Origin of the sequence: Pseudomonas baetica (genome assembly GCF_019733355.1) — a bacterium.
Lineage (GTDB): Bacteria > Pseudomonadota > Gammaproteobacteria > Pseudomonadales > Pseudomonadaceae > Aquipseudomonas > Aquipseudomonas baetica_A.
This window is the reverse complement of the sequence record NZ_JAIHLQ010000018.1, coordinates 74,138-100,405: the sequence shown is the minus strand read 5'-3', so window position 1 is coordinate 100,405 and position 26,268 is coordinate 74,138. Positions and strand designations below refer to the sequence as shown.

At 57.9% G+C, this 26,268-nt stretch carries 22 protein-coding genes; all 22 read left to right on the top strand.

Features of this window, described 5'->3' with window-relative positions:
- The first annotated feature begins 93 nt into the window (after positions 1-93).
- The 22 genes from K5E40_RS18040 to K5E40_RS17935 all read left to right on the top strand — a co-directional run bounded on the left by K5E40_RS18040 (position 94) and on the right by K5E40_RS17935 (position 26,256).
- The gene (locus K5E40_RS18040; RefSeq protein WP_221732004.1) at positions 94-3,666 is read left to right on the top strand and encodes a glycosyltransferase; all 3,573 of its coding nucleotides are present in this window, start codon (positions 94-96) and stop codon (positions 3,664-3,666) included.
- Positions 3,667-3,843: 177 nt separating this feature from the next.
- On the top strand, positions 3,844-5,814 hold the full coding sequence (locus K5E40_RS18035; protein WP_221732003.1) for a calcium-binding protein: 1,971 nt from the start codon (positions 3,844-3,846) through the stop codon (positions 5,812-5,814).
- A 263-nt stretch (positions 5,815-6,077) separates the two neighbouring features.
- On the top strand, positions 6,078-6,851 hold the full coding sequence (gene rfbF / locus K5E40_RS18030; protein WP_221732002.1) for a glucose-1-phosphate cytidylyltransferase: 774 nt from the start codon (positions 6,078-6,080) through the stop codon (positions 6,849-6,851).
- The gene (gene rfbG / locus K5E40_RS18025; protein WP_221732001.1) at positions 6,833-7,915 is read left to right on the top strand and encodes a CDP-glucose 4,6-dehydratase; all 1,083 of its coding nucleotides are present in this window, start codon (positions 6,833-6,835) and stop codon (positions 7,913-7,915) included. Before rfbF ends, rfbG begins: the two co-directional genes overlap by 19 nt.
- Positions 7,912-8,472: a dTDP-4-dehydrorhamnose 3,5-epimerase gene (rfbC, locus tag K5E40_RS18020; protein ID WP_221732000.1), complete on the top strand. Its 561-nt coding sequence runs from the start codon at positions 7,912-7,914 to the stop codon at positions 8,470-8,472. The genes rfbG and rfbC overlap by 4 nt, the downstream gene beginning before the upstream one ends.
- The gene (locus K5E40_RS18015) at positions 8,469-9,341 is read left to right on the top strand and encodes an NAD(P)-dependent oxidoreductase (protein WP_221731999.1); all 873 of its coding nucleotides are present in this window, start codon (positions 8,469-8,471) and stop codon (positions 9,339-9,341) included. Before rfbC ends, K5E40_RS18015 begins: the two co-directional genes overlap by 4 nt.
- Complete coding sequence (locus K5E40_RS18010) at positions 9,331-10,401, top strand: class I SAM-dependent methyltransferase (protein WP_221731998.1); 1,071 nt, start codon at positions 9,331-9,333, stop codon at positions 10,399-10,401. The genes K5E40_RS18015 and K5E40_RS18010 overlap by 11 nt, the downstream gene beginning before the upstream one ends.
- Positions 10,402-10,418: 17 nt before the next feature.
- Positions 10,419-11,156, top strand: a complete 738-nt coding sequence (locus tag K5E40_RS18005; protein ID WP_221731997.1) for a cephalosporin hydroxylase family protein — start codon at positions 10,419-10,421, stop codon at positions 11,154-11,156.
- A 51-nt stretch (positions 11,157-11,207) separates the two neighbouring features.
- On the top strand, positions 11,208-14,141 hold the full coding sequence (locus K5E40_RS18000) for a TIGR00180 family glycosyltransferase (RefSeq protein ID WP_221731996.1): 2,934 nt from the start codon (positions 11,208-11,210) through the stop codon (positions 14,139-14,141).
- A 31-nt stretch (positions 14,142-14,172) separates the two neighbouring features.
- Entirely contained in the window at positions 14,173-15,174 is a 1,002-nt protein-coding gene (pseB, locus tag K5E40_RS17995; RefSeq protein WP_221731995.1) for a UDP-N-acetylglucosamine 4,6-dehydratase (inverting), read from the top strand.
- Positions 15,171-16,334, top strand: a complete 1,164-nt coding sequence (pseC, locus tag K5E40_RS17990) for a UDP-4-amino-4,6-dideoxy-N-acetyl-beta-L-altrosamine transaminase (protein WP_221731994.1) — start codon at positions 15,171-15,173, stop codon at positions 16,332-16,334. Before pseB ends, pseC begins: the two co-directional genes overlap by 4 nt.
- Positions 16,335-16,340: 6 nt before the next feature.
- Positions 16,341-17,036: a pseudaminic acid cytidylyltransferase gene (gene pseF, locus K5E40_RS17985; RefSeq protein ID WP_221731993.1), complete on the top strand. Its 696-nt coding sequence runs from the start codon at positions 16,341-16,343 to the stop codon at positions 17,034-17,036.
- Positions 17,033-18,538, top strand: a complete 1,506-nt coding sequence (gene pseG / locus K5E40_RS17980; RefSeq protein ID WP_221731992.1) for a UDP-2,4-diacetamido-2,4,6-trideoxy-beta-L-altropyranose hydrolase — start codon at positions 17,033-17,035, stop codon at positions 18,536-18,538. The genes pseF and pseG overlap by 4 nt, the downstream gene beginning before the upstream one ends.
- Complete coding sequence (pseI, locus tag K5E40_RS17975) at positions 18,531-19,583, top strand: pseudaminic acid synthase (RefSeq protein WP_221731991.1); 1,053 nt, start codon at positions 18,531-18,533, stop codon at positions 19,581-19,583. The genes pseG and pseI overlap by 8 nt, the downstream gene beginning before the upstream one ends.
- A gap of 227 nt (positions 19,584-19,810) precedes the next feature.
- The gene (locus tag K5E40_RS17970) at positions 19,811-20,737 is read left to right on the top strand and encodes a ketoacyl-ACP synthase III (RefSeq protein WP_221731990.1); all 927 of its coding nucleotides are present in this window, start codon (positions 19,811-19,813) and stop codon (positions 20,735-20,737) included.
- Between the two features lie 79 nt (positions 20,738-20,816).
- Complete coding sequence (locus K5E40_RS17965; protein ID WP_221731989.1) at positions 20,817-22,109, top strand: motility associated factor glycosyltransferase family protein; 1,293 nt, start codon at positions 20,817-20,819, stop codon at positions 22,107-22,109.
- Complete coding sequence (locus K5E40_RS17960; protein ID WP_221731988.1) at positions 22,106-22,369, top strand: hypothetical protein; 264 nt, start codon at positions 22,106-22,108, stop codon at positions 22,367-22,369. The genes K5E40_RS17965 and K5E40_RS17960 overlap by 4 nt, the downstream gene beginning before the upstream one ends.
- 254 nt (positions 22,370-22,623) lie before the next feature.
- Positions 22,624-23,475: a flagellin domain-containing protein gene (locus K5E40_RS17955; RefSeq protein WP_008077063.1), complete on the top strand. Its 852-nt coding sequence runs from the start codon at positions 22,624-22,626 to the stop codon at positions 23,473-23,475.
- A gap of 74 nt (positions 23,476-23,549) precedes the next feature.
- Positions 23,550-23,915, top strand: a complete 366-nt coding sequence (locus K5E40_RS17950; protein ID WP_221731987.1) for a flagellar protein FlaG — start codon at positions 23,550-23,552, stop codon at positions 23,913-23,915.
- A gap of 82 nt (positions 23,916-23,997) precedes the next feature.
- Positions 23,998-25,425: a flagellar filament capping protein FliD gene (gene fliD, locus K5E40_RS17945; protein WP_221731986.1), complete on the top strand. Its 1,428-nt coding sequence runs from the start codon at positions 23,998-24,000 to the stop codon at positions 25,423-25,425.
- Between the two features lie 128 nt (positions 25,426-25,553).
- Positions 25,554-25,949, top strand: a complete 396-nt coding sequence (gene fliS / locus K5E40_RS17940) for a flagellar export chaperone FliS (protein ID WP_221731985.1) — start codon at positions 25,554-25,556, stop codon at positions 25,947-25,949.
- 10 nt (positions 25,950-25,959) lie between these two features.
- Positions 25,960-26,256: a flagellar protein FliT gene (locus K5E40_RS17935; RefSeq protein ID WP_221731984.1), complete on the top strand. Its 297-nt coding sequence runs from the start codon at positions 25,960-25,962 to the stop codon at positions 26,254-26,256.
- Positions 26,257-26,268 lie beyond the last annotated feature (12 nt).

Here is a 26,268-nt window from a genome sequence, read left to right as displayed (position 1 = left end):
TGTGCCTGTCGAGCTTTCAACCGTCTTTTCCTAAGCGGTTACTGGGCTCCTGCCTGAAAAGGGCAGGGGTCCGCCGCTCGAGAGTTTCCCGCCGTGAATCAACATCCCCTCGTCAGCATTGTCATTCCCGCCTACAACCCACGCTTCTTTGATCAGGCTCTGGTCAGTGCGCTCGCGCAGACTTACGAGCACCTCGAAATCGTCATTTGCGATGATTCGGCCGACGAACAGATTCGCGAGATCGTCGAGTCATTTGCCGAGCCGATGCATCCGATCCGTTATCTGCGTAATGCTCAGCACCTGGGCCTGCAGAAAAACATAATGCGGTGCGTCGAGCAGGCGCGCGGTGAATTCATCAAGGTGCTGTGCGATGACGATCGACTGTTTGCGCCGAGTATTGCCTTGCAGGCGCAGGTGTTGATCGAACATGCCGATGTCACTGTCGTGTTCGGGTTACGCATGTTCAGTGATGCCGGCAATTTCATCTTGCCGCCGCGAGTGGACAACTGCCGCTTTTCTCCGCAGGACGCCGTGCTCAAGGGCGATGACATGCTGGCGATCTTCGAAGGCACGCCGAAAAATTTTCTCGGTAACTTCAGTTCGGCCTTGATGCGTCGTGCCGACGTGCTGGAACTGTTGCCGGCGCTGATTCAGGAAGGCGCAGGTTTTGTCGCCATGCTCGACTTCGCGTTGTTCGTGTGCCTGATGCGTCGAGGAAATCTGGCTGCGCTGAGTACGGTGTTGAGTACAGAGCGCTTGTATCCGGATCGCTTGAGCAAGACCCCTGAAATGCTCCGCGCAGCGACAGTTGAATGGAGCTGGCTGACGCAAATGCTCGCCGCTCGCGCAGGTGAGGCCGCGCCAGCTTCAGGTTGGGTGCGCTACATCGAGCTATCGAAAATCGCTGATCAGCCCCATGCCTGGGGAGAGCTGTGTGTGGTGCGAATTCTGGGCAACCGCAACACGGTGGTGAATGGTCGGGTGGGAGGTGAAAGCGAAAGCTACGCCGACTTCTATCGCGAATGGCTGGCGATTCGGCGATTCTCGCAGGTCGAGCAGCAACTGATGCCGCAGCGTATTGACCGCTGGCCTTCGCGCGCGAAAATTGTACCGATCATCATCGACAGTGAAGCCGATGCACACGGGCTGAAATTGACCCTGCAAAGCCTGGAGGCTCAGCTGTATCCGCCGCAAGCTGTTCTGGTGTTGTCGGACGCGGTTTGTTCGGCCGGTGAACGCGTGCTGCAGCTACCGTTTCAGGCTGACTGGGTGCAGCAACTCAACGCTGTAGTGCCACAGCTGGAAGGTGCGCAATGGTTCTACCTGTTGCGCGCCGGTGACAGGCTGGCCGAATCTTGCTTGCTGATTCTGGCCGAGCGCATTGCCGGTACGCGGGGCATGCTGTGTGCCTACAGTGACGAGGGTGCGCTGGTCGACGGTGAATCCATCGATCCCGTATTCAAACCCGATTTCAATCTCGATTTGATGCGTGCCTATCCTTATGTCGGGCGCACGTTGGCATTCCAGTGCCAGCGCTTCATGGAATTGGGTGGTTTCGATCCGGCTCTCGAGCAATTGGCGCCTCATGATCTGTTGTGGCGTCTGGTGGAAGAGGCCGGTCCACAGTCCATCGAACACATCGCTGAAATCCAGGTCGAGTCGCTCCTTACCTATGCTGACTGGTTGTCGTTGCCTGCGGTGATTGAACACAACGCCGCCCTGGTGGCGGCGCACCTGCAGCGGATCGGTGTGCCCCATGCTATTCGTCACGACACGTTGCCGCTGATCAATCGTGTCGACTACTTGTTGGATGCTCATCCCAAGGTGTCGATCATCGTTCAGGCAGGCGACTCGTTGCATGCGTTGCAGCGTTGCGTCGAGAGTGTGATCGAGCGCACGACCTACGGCCAATATGAAGTCCTGATGGTCGACACCGGGGCCGGTGATGCCGCCATGGCCCAGTGGCTGGACGCCATGGCCGAGCTCGGCGCCGCGATGCTGCGCGTGCTGCGTTATGCGGGTGACGCCAATGATGCGGCCATTCGCAACTTTGCCTCTGAGCATGCTTCAGGCGAGTACCTGTTGCTGCTTAATGCCCACAGCGTGATCACTGAAGGCGACTGGCTTGATGAGTTGCTCAATCATGCGCGACGTCCGGAAGTGGCAGTGGTCGGTGCGCGCATTCTCAGTCCTGAAGGTTCGATTGTCAGTGCGGGGCTGATTCTCGGGCTGGCCGGGCCGGTGGGTTCGCCGTTTTATGGTGAGGCCGCAGCCTCGCGCGGCTATATGCAGCGTCTGCATGTCGCGCAGAACTGGAGTGCGGTCAGCAGCCATTGTCTGATGGTGCGCAAGCAGGTATTCGAGGAGTTGCAACAGTTCGACGGAGAGTCCTTCAGTCTGGGGTTGAGTGATGTCGATCTTTGTCTGCGCGCCGGTAAGGAAGGTTATCTGGTGGTGTGGACGCCATACGCCAGCGTGTTGCTGATGCCCTGCGAAGCGGCGGCGTCTACCTCCGCGACCGTCGCGTTGCGTGAGCAAGAGCAAGAGACGTTCTATCGTCGCTGGCTGCCGGAGGTCGCTAAGGATCCGGCCTACAGTCCGTCGCTGAGTCTGGGGGTGTCGAGCTTCAGCCTGGAACCTTCACTGCGCAACAACTGGAATCCTTTCTGCGCCCGCGATTTGCCGTTGGTACTCGGTCTGCCGGTCAACAGTTCGGCGGTTGGCTTTTACCGGGTTACCGCGCCGCTGGCCGGACTCGAGGCGGCCGGGCGCGTAATCGCCCGGGTAGCTTATGAGTCACCGTCAACTGTCGAGATCGAACGCCTGTCCCCGGACACTATCGTTTTGCAGGGGCGCTACAGCGAAGGCGCTGCCGGCGACATCTTGCGCATGAAGAAATACTCCGGTGCCTTGCGCATTTTCGAGCTGGACGACTACATCGTCAGCGCCCCGAAGAAGAACACGCACGCCCGCAACAAGCCGGTCAATACCGAGCAAATGCTGCGTGAGGGCATTGGTTTGTGTGATCGGGTAGTCGTGACCACGCAACCTCTGGCTGATGCACTTTCGAGCATGCACAGCGAGATTCGTATCGTGCCGAACATGCTGCCGCCAGAGCCTTGGGCAAACCTGACCAGTCAGCGTCGTACCTCAAGAAAGCCACGGGTAGGCTGGGGCGGCGGCACCAGTCATACCGGGGATCTGGACGTCATTGCCGACGTCGTGCGCGAACTGGCCGATGAGGTCGAATGGGTATTTTTCGGTATGTGCCCGGAAGGCTTGCGTCCATACGTGCACGAATTCCACTCGACCATCAGTCTGCAAAGCTATCCGTTCAAACTGGCGAGCCTGAATCTCGATCTGGCCTTGGCACCGCTTGAGTTTCACATCTTCAACGACTGCAAGAGCAACCTGCGGCTGCTCGAGTATGGCGCCTGCGGCTACCCGGTGATCTGCACCGACACCGAGGCCTATCGCGGCCACCTGCCGTGCACCAAGGTCTACAGCAACAGCACGGCAGAATGGCTGCAAGCGATCCGCATGCATCTCGCCGACCCGGACGCCAGCTACCGCATGGGCGATGAATTGAAAGAGGCGGTGCACCGCGATTTCATGTTGCGCGGTGACAACCTCAATCATTGGTTGTGGGGCTGGTTGCCGGATTGATCTGATTTCGACGGGCATAAAAAACGCAGATGACCTCACGGTTGCCGGCGTTTTTTTTGGAGGTCTTGATCTCAGTCTTTGGTGCTGTCGGTCGATAGATTTCAAATACGTGCCCACTTAAGTGAGGAGTGCCTCGCTCCAGGGACAGGATTCAACAACAACGCAAGGAAGGAACACATGGCAGTGATCAATGGAACGACTGAAGCAGACCACCTCATCGGTACTCCTGACAATGACGAACTCTACGGGCTGGAGTCCGGGGATTTGCTCTATGGGGGGGAGGGGGCTGATCTGCTGAATGGCGGTGAGGGCTTTGACTGGGTCGATTACCGTGGTTCTGCCGCAGCGATCAGTATCGAGTTTCAGGATGGTTCGGTGATCGCTCATGGTGGTGAAGCTGAAGGCGATACGTTGATCGAAATTGAAGGTGTCATGGGCACTCAATTCGACGATACCTTCATTGGCAATATCGCTGGACTGACTCTGGATGGTCAGGACGGCGATGACATCTACATCATTGGCAGCGATAACGTGAAAATCGTTGAAGGAGTAGGTGGTGGATATGACGAGCTGCGCACGACGCTCAACAACATGCAGATGGACGCGTGCGTTGAAAAAATGACCTTCACCGGCACCGGCGATTTCACCGGTTATGGAAATGCCGGTGACAATCTGATCATTGGTGGTGCCGGCAATGACCTGCTGTTCGGGGGAGACGGCGCGGATCACTTTGTTGGTGGTGAGGGTTTTGACACGGTCAGCTACGCCGACAGTAGTGAAGGCGTATTCATTGATATAGCGCAAGGCTGGATGTCTACCGGTTTCGCCAACGGTGACACGTTCACCGCAATCGAAGCCATTCAGGGTTCAGACTTTGACGATGTACTGTTCGGCAAGGAAGCCGGACAAGCGTTCGATGGTGGCGATGGCTACGACGTTCTGAACTATTCCGATTCATGGGAGGCCGTCAGTGTTGAGCTGCGCATCGGTGGCCTGGTCAGCAATGTGGAAAAAGTCGTCGGCTCTTTGCAGGACGACCATTTCACGATCGACACCGGCGGCGTAACGGTTGACGGTAGTCAGGGCAATGATGTCTACACCGTCAACGCGGCGGGCGTGACCATCATTGAACAAGAAAACGGCGGTATCGACGAGTTGTACACCAATCAGTCCGTGATGGTCCTGGCCGCCTCGATCGAAAACCTGACCTACACCGGTAGCCATGATTTCATTGGCTACGGCAATGCCGACAACAATGTGATAACCGGTGGTGCGGGCAATGATCTCCTGTATGGGGGAGATGGCGCCGACACATTCTACGGTGGTGCCGGACTGGATATCGTCAGCTATGAGGACAGCGACGCTGGGGTGCACGTCACGTTCTATGGCAGCTCTCTCACCGGCATTGCTGTGGGTGACTACTTCTATGACATCGAGGGGCTTCGTGGGAGCCGGTTCGATGACATGCTCGACGGTGACGGCGCTGACAATTATCTGGAGGGTGGTGCGGGCAACGATGTGATTCGAGGAAACGAGGGCGCGGATCACATTTATGGTGGTCTGGCCTCTGGGCTTGATTCGCAGGAGTTGCAGGCCGACTGGTTGTCCGGTGGCGAGGGAGACGATGTCATCGTCAGTACCGGCAACGATCTGGGCACGATGGCCAGTGGCGATGAAGGAAACGACATCGTCACGGTCAGTAGAGGAAGGGCTTTTGGTGGTGACGGTAATGATGTGCTGACCGGCACCGGATCCGATTACTTTCTGTCTGGAGGTAATGGCGATGACCTGTTGATCCTCAACTTGGCGGGGCGTCAGGGATCGGGCGGACTGGCTCGCGGTGGCGAAGGTGATGATACCTACGTGGTGAACGCTACCGGGCTAGTGACCATTGAGGAACTTGGCAGCAGCCTCAACGATACGCTGGTGCTGAACACCATTGCCAATGCCAGCCAGTTGAATGTTTCCCGGATTGGCAATGATGCCTATTTGCACAGCGCCAACGATGGCAGTAACGGTGTGCCTGTCAGTGGCGTGAAGCTGCAGAACTGGTACGCGAATGGCAACACCATCGAGCATATTCAGACGGCTGACGGGCAGGTCTACGATTTGCCGGCCATCGGCGATGCATTTGCCATGTTCGGCTGATTGCCTGATGTCTTCGATCTGTTGAACGGATCGGTCAAAGGGATGAATCCGCTGTCGGATTCATCCCTTTTTTTCGGCCCGACAAGCTCGCCGTCGCAACGTCTGTGTAGCTGGCGCGTTTCCTGCAAGTCCCCCTCAAATCGCCATAAAACGAGCGCTCGCGGTCATTGCAGCGGCGCCCGTATCGGCAAAAGGTTTAGCCAGTAGGCCCGCAAAGCTCAAGAAAGCTGCGCGCAGCCCGGTGAAGAACAAGAGGGGAGACGATGAAGGCAGTTATTTTGGCGGGTGGCCTCGGCACGCGCATCAGTGAAGAGTCGCATCTCAAGCCCAAGCCGATGATCGAGATCGGCGGCAAGCCAATTCTCTGGCACATCATGAAGCAGTATTCCGCCCACGGAATTCACGACTTCGTGATCTGCCTGGGCTACAAGGGCTATGCGATCAAGGATTTCTTCGCCAACTACTTCCTGCACACCTCTGACGTCACCTTCAACATGCGCGAGAACCGCATGGACGTGCACCAGAACTACAGCGAGCCGTGGAGCGTCACGCTGATAGACACCGGCGAGGAAACCATGACCGGTGGTCGTCTGCTGCGTGCCGCGCGTTATCTGCAAGATGAAGAGGCGTTCTGCTTCACTTACGGCGACGGCGTTTCCGACATCAACATCGCTCAGCTCGTCGATTACCACAAAGCCCACGGTCGTCTGGCGACCGTCACCGCCGTGCAGCCACCCGGCCGCTATGGTGCCCTTGAGCGTCAAGGCGATCAGGTGCTCGGTTTCACCGAAAAACCTCGTGGCGACGGTGGCTGGATCAACGGCGGCTTCTTCGTGCTCTCGCCAAAAGTCCTGCCGTACATCACGGGTGACGAATCCACCTGGGAAGCCGAACCCTTGGCTCGTCTGGCCGAGGACGAACAGTTGAAAGCCTTTGAACACGAAGGCTTCTGGCATCCGATGGACACCCTGCGCGACAAGAATCACCTCGAAGCGCTGTGGCAGAGCGGGGAGGCCCCATGGAAGCAATGGGCCTGAGTGCGGATTTCTGGCGTGGCAAGCGTGTACTGGTTACCGGGCATACCGGTTTCAAGGGCAGTTGGCTGACCCTGTGGCTGCAAAGCCTCGGCGCGCAAGTCAGCGGTTTTTCCCTCGATCCTTCGACTGAACCGAGCCTGTTCGAACTGGCGCGAGTCCACGAAGGCATCAACGATCAGCGCGGCGATCTGCGTGATCTCGGCGCCTTGCTCGAAATCATCGCCGACACCGAGCCGGAAATCGTCTTGCATCTGGCGGCTCAACCGCTGGTGCGCGAAGGCTATCGCGATCCGCTCGGCACTTATTCCAGCAACGTGATGGGCACGCTCAATCTGCTTGAAGCGATTCGTCAGGTCGGTTGCGTGCGTGCCTGCGTACTGGTGACCACGGACAAGGTCTACGCCAACAAGGAATGGCTGTGGCCGTACCGCGAAGACGAAGCCCTTGGTGGACATGATCCTTACAGCAGCAGCAAGGCTTGCTGTGAATTGTTGGCGCAGTCTTACGCCGCCTCGTTCTTTGCGGCAGACAAGTACGCCGAGCACGGTCTGGCCCTGGCCACGGCGCGTGCCGGCAATGTGTTGGGCGGCGGTGATTTCGCCCCAGAGCGACTGATTCCCGATGTGCTCAAAGCCTGGACGGCAGACGAGCCAGTAACCCTGCGTTACCCGCAAGCCGTACGCCCATGGCAGCACGCGCTGGAGCCGCTGGCCGGTTACCTGCAACTGGCCGCCGGCCTTTACGAACAAGGCCCGGAGTATGCCGGTGCGTGGAACTTCGGCCCGAGCGAAGCGGACATGTGCAGCGTTGGCGAAGTGGTCGAACTGCTCGCCAGCCGCTGGCCGCAGGCCCGTGGTCTGCGCATTGAACCAAGTGAACTGCACGAGGCCGGCCTGCTGCGCCTGGACAGCAGCCGCGCGCGCCAACTGCTCGGCTGGCAACCGCGTTGGAACTTGCAGCAATGTTTGGCTCAGACCCTCGACTGGCACCTGGCATGGCAGAGCGGTGATGACATGCGCGCAGTGACCCTCTGCCAACTGAACCTGTATAGGGGGCGGTCATGACTGATTTCACACTACAGTCCACGAAGCTGGAAGGCTTGTACCTGATCCAGCAAAAAGTCTTTTGCGATGATCGCGGACGGTTTGCACGACTGTTTTGTCAGGCGCGTCTGACCGCGCAGGATCGTCCGTTTGCAATCCGTCAGATCAACCATTCGCGCACCGTGGAAAAAGGCAGTGTACGCGGTCTGCATTACCAGAACGCCGGGTACGCAGAGTCCAAACTGATCACCTGTGTGCGCGGTGCTGTGTGGGATGTGGTGGTCGATCTGCGGCCACAGTCACCGACGTATTTGCAGTGGCACGCCGAGGAGTTGCGTGCCGATGACGGGTGCAGTCTGCTAATCCCGGCAGGGTTCGCCCATGGTTTTCAATCCCTCACCGATGACTCTGAAGTGCTCTATCTGACAGATGCCGATTATGCGCCGGATCATGAGGCAGGGCTTTCAGTAAACGATCCCGCGCTCTCGATCAATTGGCCTCTGCCCGTCAAGAACTTGTCGCCCAAAGATGCAAGCCATCCTTTGCTTGACAACAATTTTCGCGGAGTCGAACTGTGACAGACCGCGCCACGAATGTGCTTGTGACCGGCGCCACCGGATTTGTTGGCCGGCACCTGGTCAGCGCCTTGCTCGCTAAAGGTTTCGGGGTCCGTGCGGTATCGCGCAACCTCGAAGCGGCGCGTGCGCTGCCCTGGTTCGATGATGTCGAGTTTATCGCTGCCGATATCCATGCAGCGGATCTGGACGTACTCAGCTTGGCTGACGGAATGGACGCCATCGCGCATCTGGCCTGGAGTGGTCTGCCGAATTATCAGGCGCTGTTTCATTTCGAGCGCAATCTTGCGCTCGATTACACCTTTCTCAAGCGTGTGATCGGGGCTGGCGTCAGTCAGGTGCTGGTGACAGGAACCTGTTTTGAATACGGGCTGCAAAGTGGCCCGTTGAGTGAAACGGTCGTTGCAATGCCTTGTACGCCTTACGGATTGGCCAAACATACATTGCGGCTGTTCCTTGAAGCCTTGCAGCGCGAGCACACATTCACCTTGCAGTGGGCGCGCCTGTTTTATCTGCATGGCGAGGGACAAAACCCCAATAGCCTGTTGGCCAGTCTTGATCGGGCCATTGATGCGGGTGATGCGCAGTTCAACATGTCGGCGGGAGACCAGTTGCGCGATTACCTTGAAATCACTGAGGCGGCTTCTCAATTGGCGACGCTGATCACCCGTCGCGATGTTGACGGCGTGATCAACTGCTGCAGCGGTCTGCCGGTGTCCGTGCGCGCCCTGGTGGAACAACGCGTACATCAGCGCCAATCTTCCATTGCCCTGAATCTGGGGCATTACGGTTATTCCGCACACGAGCCCATGGCGTTTTGGGGTGATGACCAGCGGATTTCAAAACTGAAGGGTGAAGTCTATGCAGCATGAGCTCTATCGGGCTAGCGGTCTGCCAGTGCTGCAAAACCGCACGTTTGCCACTGCGCAGCAGGCACAGGCTTCGTACAGCGCGGATATTGTGCTGGTGCAAGATGACCAGAGCGGTCTTATCTTCAATCAGGTCTTCGACGCCAGCAAACTCAGTTACGACGTCGATTATCAAAACGAACAGGCGCATTCAGTGCAGTTCCGGCAGCACTTGAACGCTGTCGAAGCGATCCTGGCACGTCACTTCAAGGGCCAGAACCTGATTGAAGTAGGCTGCGGCAAAGGCTACTTCCTTGAAATGCTCCGCGGCCAGGGTTATGCGATTACCGGCATCGATCCTTCCTACGAGGGTGACAACGCCGATGTGATCAAAGCACCGTTCACCCGCGATCTTGGCCTGTCGGCTGATGCGATCGTGTTGCGCCACGTGCTGGAACACATCCAGGACCCGGTAGCGTTTCTGGCGGAAATGGCGGCGGCCAATCAGGGCGGGCAGATCTACATCGAAGTGCCGTGCTTCGATTGGATCGTCGAGCACAATGCCTGGTTCGACGTGTTCTATGAGCACGTCAATTACTTCCGTCTTGCAGACTTGAGCGCGATGTTCGGGATCGTACACGAGGCTGGTCATCTGTTTGGCGGCCAATACCTGTACATCGTCGCCGACCTTTCGACGTTGCGCCGCGCGCCGGCCGAGGCGCCGCAGTTACTGACGCTGTCGAACACCTTCACCGCCAGCCTCAAGCGCGCCGTGCAAATCATTCAGGCCGCGCCCGCACAGGGTTCGGCGATCTGGGGCGCGTCGTCCAAGGGCGTAATCTATTCGCTGGCCTTGCAGCGCGCCGGCGTGGCGGTCGATCGCGTCGTCGACATCAATCCAGCCAAACAAGGGCGTTATCTGCCGCTCAGTGGTGCGCGGGTGTCCTCTCCGCAGGAAGCCATGGACGCCTTGCCCGAAGGCGCCAACCTGTTTGTGATGAACTCCAATTACCTCGAAGAGATCAAGCGGATGACCGGTGGACGTTATGTCTATCACGCCGTCGACAGCGCTTCGTTTCAGTGAACCTTGAGAATTTTCAAATGACCGACAACAGCATCCATAAAGCCTTCGAAGCCGAATGTCAGGAAGAGATCGCCCGCCAGGGTGATGACCAGAAAGTCGTAGCACTGGCCCGCGACTTTTTCAACGAATCGGCTCGTCACAAGTACAGCTACCACTTCTCGTGGATGGGCCGTCCGATCATCCAGTTGCCTCAGGACATGATGGCAATGCAGGAGATCATCTGGCAGGTCAAGCCGGATCTGGTCATCGAGTGTGGTATCGCCCATGGTGGTTCGATCATCTACTACGCCTCGTTGCTGGAGCTGCAAGGCCACGGCGAAGTCCTGGGCATCGACCTCGACATCCGTCCGCACAACCGTGAGGCCATCGAAAGCCACCCGATGGCCAAGCGCATCAAAATGATCGAAGGTTCGAGCATTGATCTGGCGACGGCGGAAAAAGTCCGTGCCATCGCTCAGGGCAAGAAAGTCATTCTGGTGCTCGACTCCAACCACACCCACGACCACGTCCTCGAGGAGCTGCGCCTTTACGCACCACTGGTTTCTGTGGACAGCTACTGCGTGGTGATGGACACCGTGGTTGAAGACATGCCGGCCGATTTCTTCCCGGATCGTCCATGGGGGCCGGGCGACAACCCGAAAACCGCGGTATGGAAATACCTGGAAGAGAACAAGGATTTCGAGATTGACCAGCAGATGCAAAACAAGCTGCTGATCACTGTGGCGCCGGACGGCTATCTGCGTCGCGTTCGTTAATCAATAACAGTTTCAGGCGTCAGGCGACTGGCCGGTTGTGGGGATAGGAAAATGCAGGTTCAAAGCAGTACTCAAGCCAACGTGACACCGCTGAACGAGCTGTTCACGGTGGTGATCATCACCCACAACCGCAGTGCGTTCCTGCGACGCACCTTGCACTACTACAGCACTTACCCGGCCAAGGTGCTGGTTCTCGATTCGTCCACCCAGCGTGATGAAAACATCGAGAACGATTTTCCATTTGCCGACTATCGCCATTTGCCTCAGTACACCTACAAAGGCTTGCAGGACAAGCTGACCTGGGGCGTGCAGCAGGTGACCACGCCATACATGGTGTTCGCCGCCGATGATGATTTCCTGCTGCACGCAGCGCTGACCGAGTCGGTGAACTTCCTGCATGCCAATCCCGATTACGGCTTGTGCCACGGTTACGGGATCATGTACCTGACCCGCGACACGGAAGTGAATTACTTCCGGCGTGAAAGCAAGGTCCACGAAGACTACAACAGCGAGAACGCCGAAGATCGTGTGTTGCAGTTCATGGATAATTTTCTGCCGCCGTTCTACGCCGTCACGCGTACCGATCTGCTGCAAAAATGGTATGGCCTGCTGCCGCCGGGCACGGGTTTCGAATGGCAGGAAATCGGCCATACCTTCTATCTTCTGTCCTGTGCCAAGGCACGTATCCTGCCAATTCCGTATGCCGTGCGCGAGTTGAATTACGGCGCCTCTGAGCACAGCACCAACGTGTTGACTGTACTGACGTACAAAGATGCAAAAACCGTCGCAGAGCGCGAACAGTTTGCCCAGTTCCTTGCCTCCATCCCGACACCGCTCAGCGACAAGCCTGCCGCCGAAATCAAGCAGATTGCTCTGGACAGTTTCGCAACGATGGCGGAGTGCCTGGTCGCAGGGCGTACGCTCAAGGGAACGCTGATTATTCGCTCGTTCTGGCGTGAAGCCGCAGAGGTGCCCGTGCGTATGTTCGGCCCGGAGCAGTTCGTCGAAATGCCGTTCTACAACAAACCGGTGTTCGACTTGTTGACCGAGTTCGAATTTCTCCTGCACGCGATGCCGGCCGGCAAGCTGCAACTGCAATTGCTCGAAGGGATTTTGCTCAAGCAGCATGAGCTGCTGCGGGTCCATCCCAACGATAACGAGCGCACCTTGCGCGCCCGTCTGTGGGAAGCGCTGAGCCTCAATGCGTTCAACCGTACTGTCGTCAGGCGCCTCGTCGAGTCGCTCAAGGACGCGGACGAACCCGAGGAGCTTGCGAAGCTGCAAGCCTGGATGCAACGTCTGGATAGCGTGCCGGGGCAGGACGATCGTCAACTGTTCGAAAAGATGCCATCCGGCCAACTGCTGCAATGGCTCGAAGCGCGTAATCCGCAGCCGCAAGAGCTCGCCGCGATCACCCAGTCCCTTGGTCAGCAGGGCGCAGGTCCACGTTTCGGCATTCTGTTGCTGGATCTGGACGCCGACATGGTCAAGCTTCAAGCCACGTTCGACAGTCTGGTCGGTGGGCACTGCAAGGCATTCAATCTGGTGGTGTTCACCACTGGTGATTTGCCGGCCACCACCACCGTGCATGACACCGTGCACTTCGTCAAAGTCAGCACCAGCAACTACGTCACGAAGATCAATCAGATCATTGAGCAGTCTGGCGCCGACTGGATGCTGATGGCCGAGGCTGGCGATCAGTTCACTGCCAGCGGGCTGCTGCGCGCCAGCCTCGAGCTGCAAGGCGTTGAAGGCTTGCGCGCTGTCGCCATGGACGAGTTGCATCGTAACGTCGAGGGGGCTCTGAGTGATGTGTTCCGCCCAGGGGTCAACCTGGACTTGCTGCAAAGCGTGCCGTCGTTGATGGCGCGTCACTGGTTGATCAACCGTCAGGCGTTGGTTCAGGCGCAGGGTTTCACGCCCGAATACACTCAGGCTCTGGAGTTCGATCTGTTGTTGCGCCTGATCGAGGACGGTGGCCTCGGAGGGCTGGCGCATCTGGCCGAACCGCTACTGATTTGCAACGCGCCTGCCGAGGAAGAGAACGTGCAGGAGCGCCAGGTGCTGACCCGTCATCTGGCAGCACGCGGGTATCGTGCTCAAGTCAGTTCGGCACTGCCGCAAACCTGGCAGATCGACTATCAACATTCGGCTCGTCCGCTGGTGTCAATCATCCTGCACAGCCAGGATAACCTCGAACCACTGCAGCGAGCGCTGGTCAGCGTATTGCAGCGTACCCGCTATCAGCGCCACGAGATCCTGATTGCTGACAACCATAGCCAATCCGAAGCGTTGGTGGCTTGGCTGGCCAGCCTGGAAGGCAAAGGCGAGCGCCTCCGGGTATTGCGCAGCGATCAGCGTTTGAGTGCCTCGGCTTTGACCAATTTCGCCAGCGCTCAGGCAAAAGGCGAATATCTGGTGCTGCTCTCTGCCGAGGCCGAAGTGGTCAATGCCAACTGGCTCGAAGCGCTGGTCAACCAGGTGCAGCGTCCGGAGGTCGGCATCGTCGGTGCCAAGCTTATGGATGGTCGCGGTGTCACCACCCAGGCAGGCCTGATACTGGGGCTGAACGGTGATTTGGGCTCCGTATTTGTCGATGAGCGAAAAGAAGCCAAGGGCTACCTCTTCGGTCATCAAGTCGAACAGAACTATTCTGCGGTATCGGGCGCCTGCCTGATGATTCGCAAAGCCGTATTTGAAGCTGTCGGCGGTCTGGATGAGGAGCATTTTGCAGACGTTTTTGCCGATGTCGATCTGTGTTTGAAGGTCTCTGATGCCGGTTATCTGGTTGTCTGGACGCCGCAAGCTCAACTGCTGCATCCGGGGTTGTTGCCTGAGGACGTCCAGGCGCGCGCTGCACTGCGTGACAAATGGCAAGCGCGCTTCGCCCATGACACCGCCTATAACCAGAACCTTTCCCTGACCGGCAAAGGCTTCACCCTCGGCGCAGCCTCCAGTGTCGACTGGGCGCAGTTGCTCGCTTAAGCCAGACGCTCAGGGAAACAGGACTCAAGACATGTTCAACGGTAAATCGATTTTCATCTCCGGCGGCACCGGTTCGTTCGGTCGCAACTTCATCCGCCGCTTGCTGGAGCAATACCAGCCCAAGCGGGTGGTGGTTTTCTCGCGCGATGAACTCAAGCAATACGAAATGCAGCAGACGTTCAACGCGCCGTGCATGCGTTACTTTCTCGGTGATGTGCGCGATGCCGACCGTTTGCGTCAGGCCATGCGCGGCATCGACTACGTCGTGCATGCCGCTGCGCTGAAGCAAGTGCCGGCAGCGGAATACAACCCGACCGAGTGCATTCGTACCAACGTCAACGGTGCGGAAAACATCATTGCCGCCGCCATCGACAATGGCGTGAAGAAAGTTGTCGCGCTGTCCACCGACAAGGCTGCCAGCCCGATCAACCTGTACGGCGCGACCAAGCTGCTGTCGGACAAACTGTTCGTTGCCGCCAACAACATTGCCGGCGAACAGCAGACCCGTTTTGCCGTGGTGCGATACGGCAACGTGGCCGGCTCGCGGGGTTCGGTGGTGCCGTTTTTCAGCCAGTTGATTGCCGATGGCGCGCAGGAGCTACCGATCACCGATGAGCGCATGACGCGTTTCTGGATCACGCTGGATCACGGCGTGCAGTTTGTCCTCGACAGCTTTGCGCGGATGCACGGCGGTGAAGTCTTCGTGCCGAAGATTCCGTCGATCCGCATCGTCGATCTGGCGCGGGGCATGGCCGAGCACCTGCCGCACAAGAATGTCGGTATTCGTCCGGGCGAGAAGCTGCACGAACTGATGGTGCCGCTGGACGATGCGCGGATGACCCTGGAATTTGCTGATCACTACACCATTGAGCCGTCGATCCGCTTCACCAGCGTCGATGTCGATTTCGCCGTCGACAAGCTGGGCGAACGCGGTCAGCCGGTGAGCGAAGATTTCGAATACCGCTCCGACACCAACCCGCATTTCCTCTCGGTGGGGCAGATCGCTGACCTGCACGCGAAGCTTGCGAAATGATCCCCTACGGTCGGCAGAGCCTTGATCAGGCCGATATCGACGCAGTGGTCGAGGTGCTGAAATCCGACTGGCTCACGCAAGGGCCGACCATCGAGCGTTTCGAGCAGGCGATGGCCGAACGTTGCGAGGCCAATTACGCCGTGGCGGTGTGCAACGCCACGGCGGCGCTGCACATTGCCTGTCTGGCGGCGGGGCTTGGCCCCGGCGATCGCTTGTGGACTACGCCGAATACCTTTCTGGCGTCGGCCAACTGCGGTCGTTACTGTGGCGCCGATGTCGATTTCGTGGACATCGATCCGCTCACCTGGAACCTCGATGCTTTTGTGCTGGAAGCGAAGCTGGAGCAAGCCGAGCGTGACGGCAAACTGCCCAAAGTGCTGGTGGCGGTGGCGTTCTCCGGGCAAAGCTGCGACATGCGCCGGATCGCCGACCTGGCGCAGCGCTACAACTTTACCGTGATCGAAGATGCCTCCCACGCGGTCGGTGCCTCGTATGCCGGGCGCCCGGTGGGTTGCGGCGAATTCGCGGCGATGACGGTGTTCAGTTTTCATCCGGTGAAGATCATCACCAGTGCCGAGGGCGGCATGGTGCTGACCAATCGCCCGGAACTGGCAGAGCGCTTGCAGCGCCTGCGCAGCCACGGCATGACCCGTGATCCGCAGCAAATGACCGAGCCTGCCCACGGCCCGTGGTATTACCAGCAGATCGAGCTCGGCTTCAATTATCGGATCACGGATCTGCAAGCGGCGCTGGGCTTGTCGCAACTCGGCAAACTGGATGAGTTTGTCGCCCGCCGTCGTGAACTGGCGGCACGTTACGAGCGTTTGCTGGCTTATTTGCCGCTGACCTTGCCCAGCGCTCAGGTGGAGGCTCAATCGGCGTGGCATCTGTACGTCGTGCGTTTGCAGACGGATCGCATCAGTCTCAGCCACCGTCAGGTGTTCGAAGGTTTGCGCGCGGCCGGGGTCGGGGTGAATCTGCACTATATTCCCGTGCACTTGCAGCCGTACTATCGCGACCTGGGTTTTGCCGAGGGAGATTTTCCCGAAGCCGAACGTTACTACGCAGAAGCGATCAGCCTGCCGCTGTTTCCACTGCTGACGGATGAACAACAGGACTACGTGGTCGAGCAACTGCGACGGCTGGTTCTTGAGGAGTAAGACAACGTGAGTTGCGTGGCGATCATCCCTGCCCGTGGCGGCAGCAAGCGCATCCCGCGCAAGAACCTGAAACCGTTCGATGGCGTACCGATGATCGTCCGCTCGATTCGCACGGCGCTGGGTTCGGGGTTGTTCGACCGAGTGGTTGTCAGCACCGATGACCAGGAAATTGCCGAGGTAGCGCGGGCGCACGGCGCCGACGTGCCGTTTCTGCGTCCGGCCGATCTTGCCGACGATTTTACCGGCACGGCGGCGGTGATCGTGCATGCCTTGCAACAGTTACCGGGTTTCGATTACGCCTGTTGCGTCTATGCGACGGCGCCGTTGTTGCAGGCGCGGTATCTGCGACAGGGGTTTGATTTGCTGGAGCAACATCCGGACAAGTCCTTCGCCTTTTCCGTCACCGGTTTTGGTTTCCCGATACAACGCGCACTGACCGTCGACGAGCAGGGCGCGCTTGTGGCGTTGTACCCGGAGTTTCGCCATACCCGCTCTCAGGATCTACCCGAAGCCTTTCAGGATGCCGGCCAGTTTTATTGGGGGCGCAGCGAGTCGTGGTTGCGCGGCGAGGTGCTGTTCTCGCCGGCCAGTCTGCCGGTGATTTTGCCGCGTCATCTGGTGCAGGACATCGACACGCCAGAGGACTGGAAACGTGCCGAGTATTTGTACGCCGCGCTCAAGGTCGGTGGGGAGCTGCAATGAGAGTGCTGATTCGTGCTGACGCTTCGCCCACCATCGGCAGCGGTCACATTGCCCGCTGCCTGACGCTGGCTCGTGTGCTGCGTGGGCAGGGCAGTCATGTCGCATTTGCCTGTCGGCGTTTGCCGGGGCATCGGCTCGACGCTTTGCTGGCCGAGGGTTTCGAGACGTTCGCGCTGCCTGAACGCTATCCCGATGAAGATCCGCAGCAGGCCATCGAGTCGATGCTGCCTTGGCAGGCTGACATCGATGCACTCGCCGGATTGCTTGAGGGGCACGCCGGCTTCGACTGGGTCATCGCCGACCATTACGGCCTCGATCATCACTGGCAAACCGCTGCCCGGCGCTGGGCTCCGCGGATTGCAGCCGTGGACGATCTGGCCACTCGGCGTTACAGCGTTGATCTGCTGCTCAATCAGAATCTGTCCGGTCTCAGCGAAAACTACGCGCCGTTGTTGCCTGCCGGTTGCCGTACGTTACTCGGGCCGCGCTATGCCATGTTGCGTGAGGAGTTCAACTGCGCGGCCATCGAGATCAAACCCAAGGCCCGGCGGGTGTTGGTCAATTTCGGTGGGTTCGACGCAGCGAGGCAGACCCATCACGCCATGCAGGCGCTAGCGGACTTTGCTGAGCTGCAAGTGGACTTTGTCGCCGGCGCTGACAACCCGGCCCTGGCACACATGCAAGCCATGGTCGAAACACGCCCGAACTGGCACTTGCACAGTTTTGTCAGCGATTTTTATCAGCGCATGACTGAGGCTGATCTGTTTATCGGCGCGGGAGGGGGGACCAGTTGGGAGCGCGCGGCGATGGGGCTGCCGACGATCTGTATCGCCGTGTCGAATAACCAGCAGGCCAACGGCGAAGTGATGGCGGCGGCGGGTGCGCATGTATTCATGGGCGCTCGCGAGCAGGTCACTGTCGAGCAACTGCGTCAGGCCATAGGTTTTGTCACCGAGAATGTTTATTTGCGCCAAAGCCTCGCCGAGCGTTCGCGGCAACTGGTCGATGGTCGCGGTGCGCTTCGCGTCGCTGCGGTGCTGGCTGGCGCGGTGCTCAATGTGCGCCTGGCAAGGGCGGATGATGCGCAGTTGTTGTTCGAGGGGCGCAATGCTGAGGCCGTGCGGCGCTGGTCGAAAGAACAGGGTGTGATCGACTGGGCGCAGCACTTGAACTGGTTGAGTGCAAGCTTGCGCAACACGCAGCGTCTGCTGCTGATTGCCGAGGCCGATGATGGCCCGGTGGGTGTCTTGCGCTATGACTTGCGCGGGCTCGAAGCTGAAGTGTCGATTTATCTGTTCGAGGGCCGTCTCGGTCTCGGATGGGGCAGGGCGCTGCTGGCTCGCGGCGAATCGTTCGTCAGCGATTACTGGCCGTCAATGACGGCGATCACTGCCCAGGTGCTGTCGGATAATCGCCCCTCGTTGAATGTATTTCGTGAGGCCGGGTTCACGCAAAGTGCCTGCGCCTTCACCCGTGTTTTGAAGGATCACCCGCATGCCTAGTTTCAAGATTGGCGACCGCCTGATCGGCGCCGACGCGCCACCGTTCATCATTGCCGAGATGAGCGGCAACCATAACCAGTCGCTGGACGTAGCGCTGCAAATCGTTGAGGCCGCCGCCAAGGCCGGCGCGCACGCCTTGAAGCTGCAAACCTACACCGCTGAAACCATGACCCTGGATTTGGCCGAGGGCGAGTTCTTCATCAAGGATCCCGGCAGTCTGTGGGCGGGTACCTCGCTTTACGACTTGTATGAAAAGGCCCACACACCTTGGGAATGGCATGCGCCGATTTTTGCACGGGCCAAAGAATTGGGGATGCTCGCGTTCTCGACACCGTTCGATGACACGGCAGTGGATTTTCTCGAAAGCCTTGATGTGCCGGCCTACAAGATCGCCAGTTTCGAAAACACCGATTTGCCGCTGATTCGCCGTGTCGCCGCGACCGGCAAGCCATTGATCATCTCCACCGGCATGGCCAGCATCGCTGAGCTGGATGACACCGTGCGCGCCGCCCGCGAGGCCGGTTGCAAGGATCTGGTATTGCTCAAGTGCACCAGCACTTACCCGGCGACACCGCTCAACAGCAACGTGCGCACCATCGCGCATCTGCGTGAACTGTTTGGTTGTGAAGTGGGGCTGTCCGACCATTCGATGGGTGTCGGTGTGTCAGTGGCGGCTGTAGCGCTCGGTGCGACGGTGGTGGAAAAACACTTCACCCTCGACCGTTCGGCGGGTGGGGTGGATGCCAGTTTCTCGCTGGAGCCTGCGGAAATGGCCAGTCTGGTGCTCGAGACCGAGCGTGCCTGGCAGGCCTTGGGGCAGGTGCAGTACGGCGCGACCGAAGCCGAGCGCAAGTCGCTGGTCTACCGCCGTTCGCTGTATGTGACGGCCGACATGGCTGCTGGTGAACCCTTCACAGGGGACAATCTGCGTGCCATTCGCCCCGGCCTCGGTCTGCCGCCCAAGCACGTCGATGCTGTCCTCGGGCGCCGCGCTCGCGCACCGATCAAGCGTGGTACGCCGCTGGATTGGTCGTTGGTCGAATAACCCGATCTGCATCCGATTCGGCAAAATAGCGTGACCTGCGAGTCATAACGCGCATCTTCACTGTATTGTATTGATCGGGGAGATGGCGCCTGGCCCGTTTTCGGTTCCAGTGATAGCCCTTTGCGCTCCCCCATGGTTGCCCGTTGTGGCAGCCATTTTCTGTTTGTCGGCGCCCCTCGAATCCTTGCGAGCGGTGGTTTTGGGTTGTTTTATATTGGGAAGCCGTAATGATTGGCATAAAAAGCATTGCGAGCTACGTTCCTGTAGCCGGCGTGGACAATTACGCACAAGGTGCAAAATTCGAGAAGGATGAAGAATTCATTCTCGGCAAGATCGGCTCGGCGTTTCTGCCGCGTAAAGACGCTGAACAAGAAACCTCCGATCTGTGCGTGGAAGCGGCCAATGCGCTGTTTGCCAACAACCCTGAACTCAAGCGTGAATCTATTGATGCGCTGATCGTTGTTACCCAGAACGGTGACGAAGAAGGCCTGCCGCACACTGCTGCGATCGTGCAGGACAAACTCGGTCTGCCAACCCATGTTGCGGCGTTCGATATCTCGTTGGGCTGCTCCGGTTACGTCTATGGCATTTACGCGATCAAGGGCTTCATGGAAGCCGCGGGTTTGAAAAACGGTCTGTTGATCACCGCTGACCCGTACTCGAAGATCGTTGATCCGGAAGATCGCAACACCACCATGCTCTTCGGCGATGCCGCCACCGCGACCTGGATGGGCGACGATCCGACCTGGGCGCTGGGTAAAGCCAAGTTCGGCACCGACGGTTCTGGCGCTCCGCACCTGAAGGTCAGCAATGGTGTGTTTTTCATGAACGGTCGTCAGGTGTTCAACTTCGCGCTGCTAAAAGTCCCGGCGCACTTGCATGAGTTGCTTGACGATTCGGGCCTCAAGGCTGATGACATTGACGCGTTCTGCATTCACCAGGGCAGCGCGGCGATTGTTGATGCCGTGGCGCGGCGCTTCGAAGGCGAGCCGGAGAAGTTCATCAAGGACATGGTCGAGACCGGCAATACCGTGTCGTCGAGTGTTCCGCTGTTGCTGGAAAAACACGTACTCGATTCTGACTGGAGTCGCGTTGCGATCAGTGGTTTTGGCGTTGGTTTGTCTTGGGGTTCGGCGATCCTCTATCGTCCCTGATCAATAAAGCGCAGCCAAAAATAGCGCTCAAGGTGTAACCTTGAGCGCTATTTTTTTGCCCGAATGTTCACGAGGCGCCATGAGCGAGTTCTTTCAGTCGAATGCCGACGTCATCCAGCGCCGCTGGCCTTTGGTGGCAGCCCGTCTGAGGGCGCAAGATCCGTCATCGCTGCAAGCTGATCTGGTGGAGGGGTTGGGTTCGACGTTGAGTATCAACGGCATTCAACTGACCAGTCGCCATGACCGTGCGCGTGAGGCGCAAGTCCAGGCCGCGAGCCTGGCGAGTGAGAGTCGGGTGCTGCACGTTTATGGCGCCGGTTTGGGTGATCTGCAATTGGAGTTGTTGAAGCGTGCGCAACTCAAGCAATTGCACGTACACATTCTCAACGGCGCCGTATTTGCGCTGGTTCTACAGTTGCTCGACCAACAACCGTGGCTCAATGATTCGCGCGTTGAATTGCATTACGCCGGTGATCTTGCCGAGATATGTCTGCCGTTTTTCGCGTTGCCATCGGAGTTGGTATTGGCCGATGACTACAGCGCCAAAATCCGTGATCGGCTGATCAGCGAAACCCATCTGGCTTTCAATAATCGTGAGTTCGATCCGCAGTCGCCGGAAATCGTCGAGCGCCTACAAGCCAGCAAGGCGTTGCTGGAAGGCGATGGTGATGTGGCTGAGTTGTTTGGATCGCACGTTGGGCGCGATGTGTTCGTGATCGCCACCGGGCCGAGTCTTGAACTGCACTTCGAGCGCCTGCGAGCCATTCGCGCGCAAGCCGAGCGGCCGTTGTTCATTTGTGTCGATACGGCGTATCGCCCATTGCTGCAGCACGGCATTCGTCCTGACATTGTGGTCACCATCGATCAGCGCATTTCGGCTCGGCATCTGCCGCCGATGGACAGTGCATCAATAACGCTGGTTTACATGCCTATGGTCGAACCACAGGTGCTCAAGGACTGGCAAGGGCCGCGCTACGCCGCTTATTCGGCCAGTCCGATCTATCAAGTGATTCGTCAGCAAATGCCACGCGGCGAACTGTATGTCGGTGGCAGTGTGATCCATCCTGCTGTGGATCTGGCGGTGAAGATGGGCGCTGCACAGATCACATTGTTCGGCGCCGACTTTGCCTTTCCTGGCGACAAGACTCATGCCGGCTGGAGCGACGGTGATCTGGGGCCGCAACGGGTCGCAGCCAAACACTGGGTGCTCGATGGTCACGGGCAGCGAATCAAAACGCAGCTCAACTTTCGCAGCTATCTGTGCGAGCTGGAGCGCTTCATCGCCGGGCATCCGCAAGTGCGTTTCTACAACACCAGTCGGGCAGGGGCGATGATCGCCGGGACGGCGTTTCATTCGGAGTGGGCGGTATGACGCAAGCGTTTATCACTCAGGCGCAGCAGTGCGCGGCGATGTTTCGTCTTGGTCGTGATGTGGAGGCAGGGTTGGCGATGATTGATCTGGCTGGCACATTGCAGCCTTGCTTCGATATGGCATCAGGGCAAAGTCAGCAGCAGTGGCTGCAAATCCTTGGCCTGATGCTTGAGTGTCAGGAAGCGCAAAACTGGTTGGCGCTGGCCGATTATCTTGAATACGAACTCGTTCAGTTGATCGCCGATAGTCTGTCCTTTTAAACAACTCCCCTGTGTGCCGGTCGTGACGAGTTCTCGTTCTTCAGTGGTCGGCGTATTCCTGACGCCATTTTTTCGTTTGCAGGCGCTCGCCAACCCCTTGATTTACGAGGGATGGCCGACTGATGGCAAATTTTTTCGAAAATCCCCTAAAGCAAGTTGCAATCCCGACGATAACTATTACGAAGGTTCTCTAGGCCATACCCGGCGGTTGCCAGGGCCGGAAGCCGCAGTACCCAACCAACGAGGAATTCGTCATGGCTTTAACAGTAAACACTAACGTCACATCGTTGAACGTTCAGAAAAACCTGAACCGTGCTTCCGACGCTCTGTCGACTTCGATGACCCGTCTGTCCTCCGGCCTGAAAATCAACAGCGCTAAAGACGACGCCGCCGGCCTGCAAATCGCTACCCGTATGACTTCGCAGATCCGTGGTCAGACCATGGCGATCAAAAACGCCAACGACGGTATCTCGATCGCTCAGACCGCTGAAGGCGCGATGCAAGAATCGACCAACATTCTGCAGCGTATGCGTGAACTGGCTGTTCAATCCCGAAACGACTCGAACGGCACCGCTGACCGCGCTGCTCTGAACAAAGAGTTCGCTTCGATGTCCGACGAACTGACCCGTATCGCCAAGTCGACCAACTTGAACGGTAAGAACCTGATCGACGGCACCGCTGGCACCATGACCTTCCAGGTGGGTTCCAACACTGGCGCTACCAACCAGATCACCCTGACCCTGGACAGCGGCTTCGACGCAGCTACCCTGTCGGTTGACTCGGCTACCGTACAAATCACCGGTAACGACTCCGCTACCGCTGAAGCTTCGATGAACAACGCGCTGACCAAAATCGACGCCGCTCTGGCCAAGATCAACTCCAGCCGTGCAGACCTGGGTGCTGCCCAGAACCGTCTGACCAGCACCATCTCCAACCTGCAGAACATCAACGAAAACGCCAGTGCTGCACTGGGTCGCGTACAAGATACCGACTTCGCTGCTGAAACTGCACAGCTGACCAAGCAACAGACTCTGCAACAAGCTTCCACCGCAGTTCTGGCCCAGGCCAACCAACTGCCATCCGCTGTACTGAAACTGCTTCAGTAATAGCTGATGAGTTTTGGCGGGGGAGTGCGCTTGTCGCGCTCTCTCGCTTTTTAATTTTTTAAGAGGTGATGGACATGGATATGAGCGCCAAGCTGAACTTGTCTTATCCTGCGGCCAAGCAGGCGACGACGGTTGCCGAAAAGCCTGCAGAAAAGCCTCGCCCTGTGGTTGCTCCGGTAGCTGCTGTCAAGGAAGAAAGTAAAAACGATAAGACCGATCCGGAAAAACTGAAGATGGCTGTTCAGGAGATCGAGAAGTTTGTGCAGTCGGTCAAGCGCAACCTGGAGTTTTCGATTGATGAGCCTTCAGGCAAAGTAGTGGTCAAAGTGATTGCCAGCGAATCCGGTGAGGTGATCCGCCAGATCCCCAACGAAGAAGTGCTGAAACTGGCAAACAGTTTGAATGATGCAAGCAGCCTGTTGTTCAGCGCTAAAGTCTGACAGCTGGCACGAATTTTGTTGCTATGTTCTTTTGGGCGTTGTAGTGGTCAAAAGACCGGCGACACACTGAAGGGAGTTCCACATGGCAAGTCCAATTCTACCGGGCACGGGTTTAGGCTCAGGCCTTGATACCGGTGCTATCGTCAAAGCCTTGGTGAACGCTGACAAAGCGGCCAAGCAAGGTCAGATCGACCGTGGAACCGCCACCAACACGGCGAGCATTTCCGGTATTGGTACTTTGAAGTCGCTGCTGGCGACGTTCCAGAAAACCCTGACTGATCTGGGCAGCACCACCAGCCCGCAGTTCACCGGTTTTGCGGCAACGTCCTCCGACACAAAAGTGCTGTCTGCCACCTCGAGCAACTATGCCGTTTCCGGCAATTATGTTTTGGATGTCACAAAGCTCGCTACGTCTTCGAAGGTCGCTTCTGCGGCGTTTCCTGGTGGTAATACCAGTTCGATACCTACCGGCACTCTGACCATCACCCAGAATGGCAAAAGCTATCCTGTGACCGTCGCGGCGGGAGCAACCCTGCAATCGGTACGTGACTCGATCAACACCCAATATCAATCCAAGGGTTTGAGTGCCAACATCGTGACCGACAGCTTCGGGTCTCGACTGGTGCTTGGCTCTACCACGACGGGCGTAGGTTCCGACATTTCTGCCAGTGGTATTGCCGGTCTCGAGATCGACGGTACAACGAAAATGGATGCCACCCCGACCGCTTCATCGTCGGGTGCCATCGGTGATCTGGCCCAGGACGCGGAATTCACCGTCGATGGTCTGAAAATCACCAGCAGTTCCAATACCAACGATACCGCGATTTCCGGGCTGACCCTGAACCTGGCGGCAATCGGTAAGTCGACGGTCACTGTTGCCTCCAACAACGATGGGCTGAAGGCGTCGATCCAGAAATTTGTCGATGCCTACAACGCTGTTGCCAACGCAGTGACTTCGCTGACCAAACCGTCGCTGGATGATGACGGCAAGCTCACCGTTGCAGCGGCTCTGACTGGTGACCCGCTGCCGCGGTCGATTCTTAATGCCCTGCGTGAACCTTTGTCCCAGACGGGCTCCGGCGATAAGTTGACTGTGCTTTCGCAATTGGGGATTACCACCGATCAGAAGACCGGTGCGTTGAACTTCGATAGCACCAAGTTCACTGCCGCGATGAACGACAAGAAGCTCGGTGGCGAAGTGCAGACCCTGTTCACCGGCACCGGCGGGCTGCTGGAGCGCATGAATAATGCGATCAAGCCGTTCACTGAATCCAAGACAGTCAATGGCAAGATTCAGGACTCTATTCTCGATGCGCGCAGCAAGGCGCTGGATGCAACCAAGAGACGTCTGAGCAATGATCAGGAAGCACTCGATCGTCGCATCGCAACCCTGACCGATGTACTGACCAAAAAGTACAACGACATGGACACCTTGGTCGGCAAACTGAAGGCCACCGCCAGCAACATCACTTCGATGTTCGAGGCGTTGACCGCTCAGCAGAAAGGCTAACGTCTGAAACGCCAAAAGCCCGGCAGCGTTTTTTCACGCTCCGGGCTTTTTGCATTTGAATCTAAAGTTTTTTGACGCATCGTCGATACCCTTGATATGCGTACCATAGAAATTTGATGAGGTAGAACATGAATCCGATGTTAGCCCTTCGCCAATACCAGAAGATTGGCGCCCAGGCGCAGACTTCCGAAGCCAGTCCGCACCGTCTGGTCCAGATGCTGATGGAAGGTGGTCTTGATCGTATTGCCCAAGCCAAAGGCGCTATGGAGCGCAAGGACATCCCGAACAAAGGTGTTCTGATTGGCAAGGCCATCGGCATCATTGGTGGTCTGCTCGAGGGGCTTGATCTGGACAATCAGTCGGAGCAGGTTGGCGAGTTGGCCAATCTTTACGAATACATGATGAAGCGTCTGACTGAAGCCAACGCCAAGACCGACGCAAAGATCCTCGACGAAGTCGCTGACCTGTTGCGCACGGTCAAGGACGGCTGGGATGCCATCGGCACGCCGGCTCCACAGTTTTAAGGAGATCACCATGAGTCTTGTATTGCAGCGAATCGAAGAAACCCGCGAGGCTCTGTCCGGTGCTCTGGCCGAGCGTAACTGGGAAGCTATTGGCGAGCTGGATCTGGCCTGCCGTTCCTGCATGGAAGACGTCTTGAGTGAAGCTTCGGTGGACGAGGTGGCGTTGCGCGACAACCTTGAAGAGTTGCTAGGGGTTTACAAGCAGTTACTGGAAGCGGCGACGGGAGAGCGTAAGGCGATTGTCGAAGAGATGTCGCAGATCACCCAAGCGCAAAACGCAGCAAAGGTTTACCATCTGTTTGGTTAATTAATCCCCGGT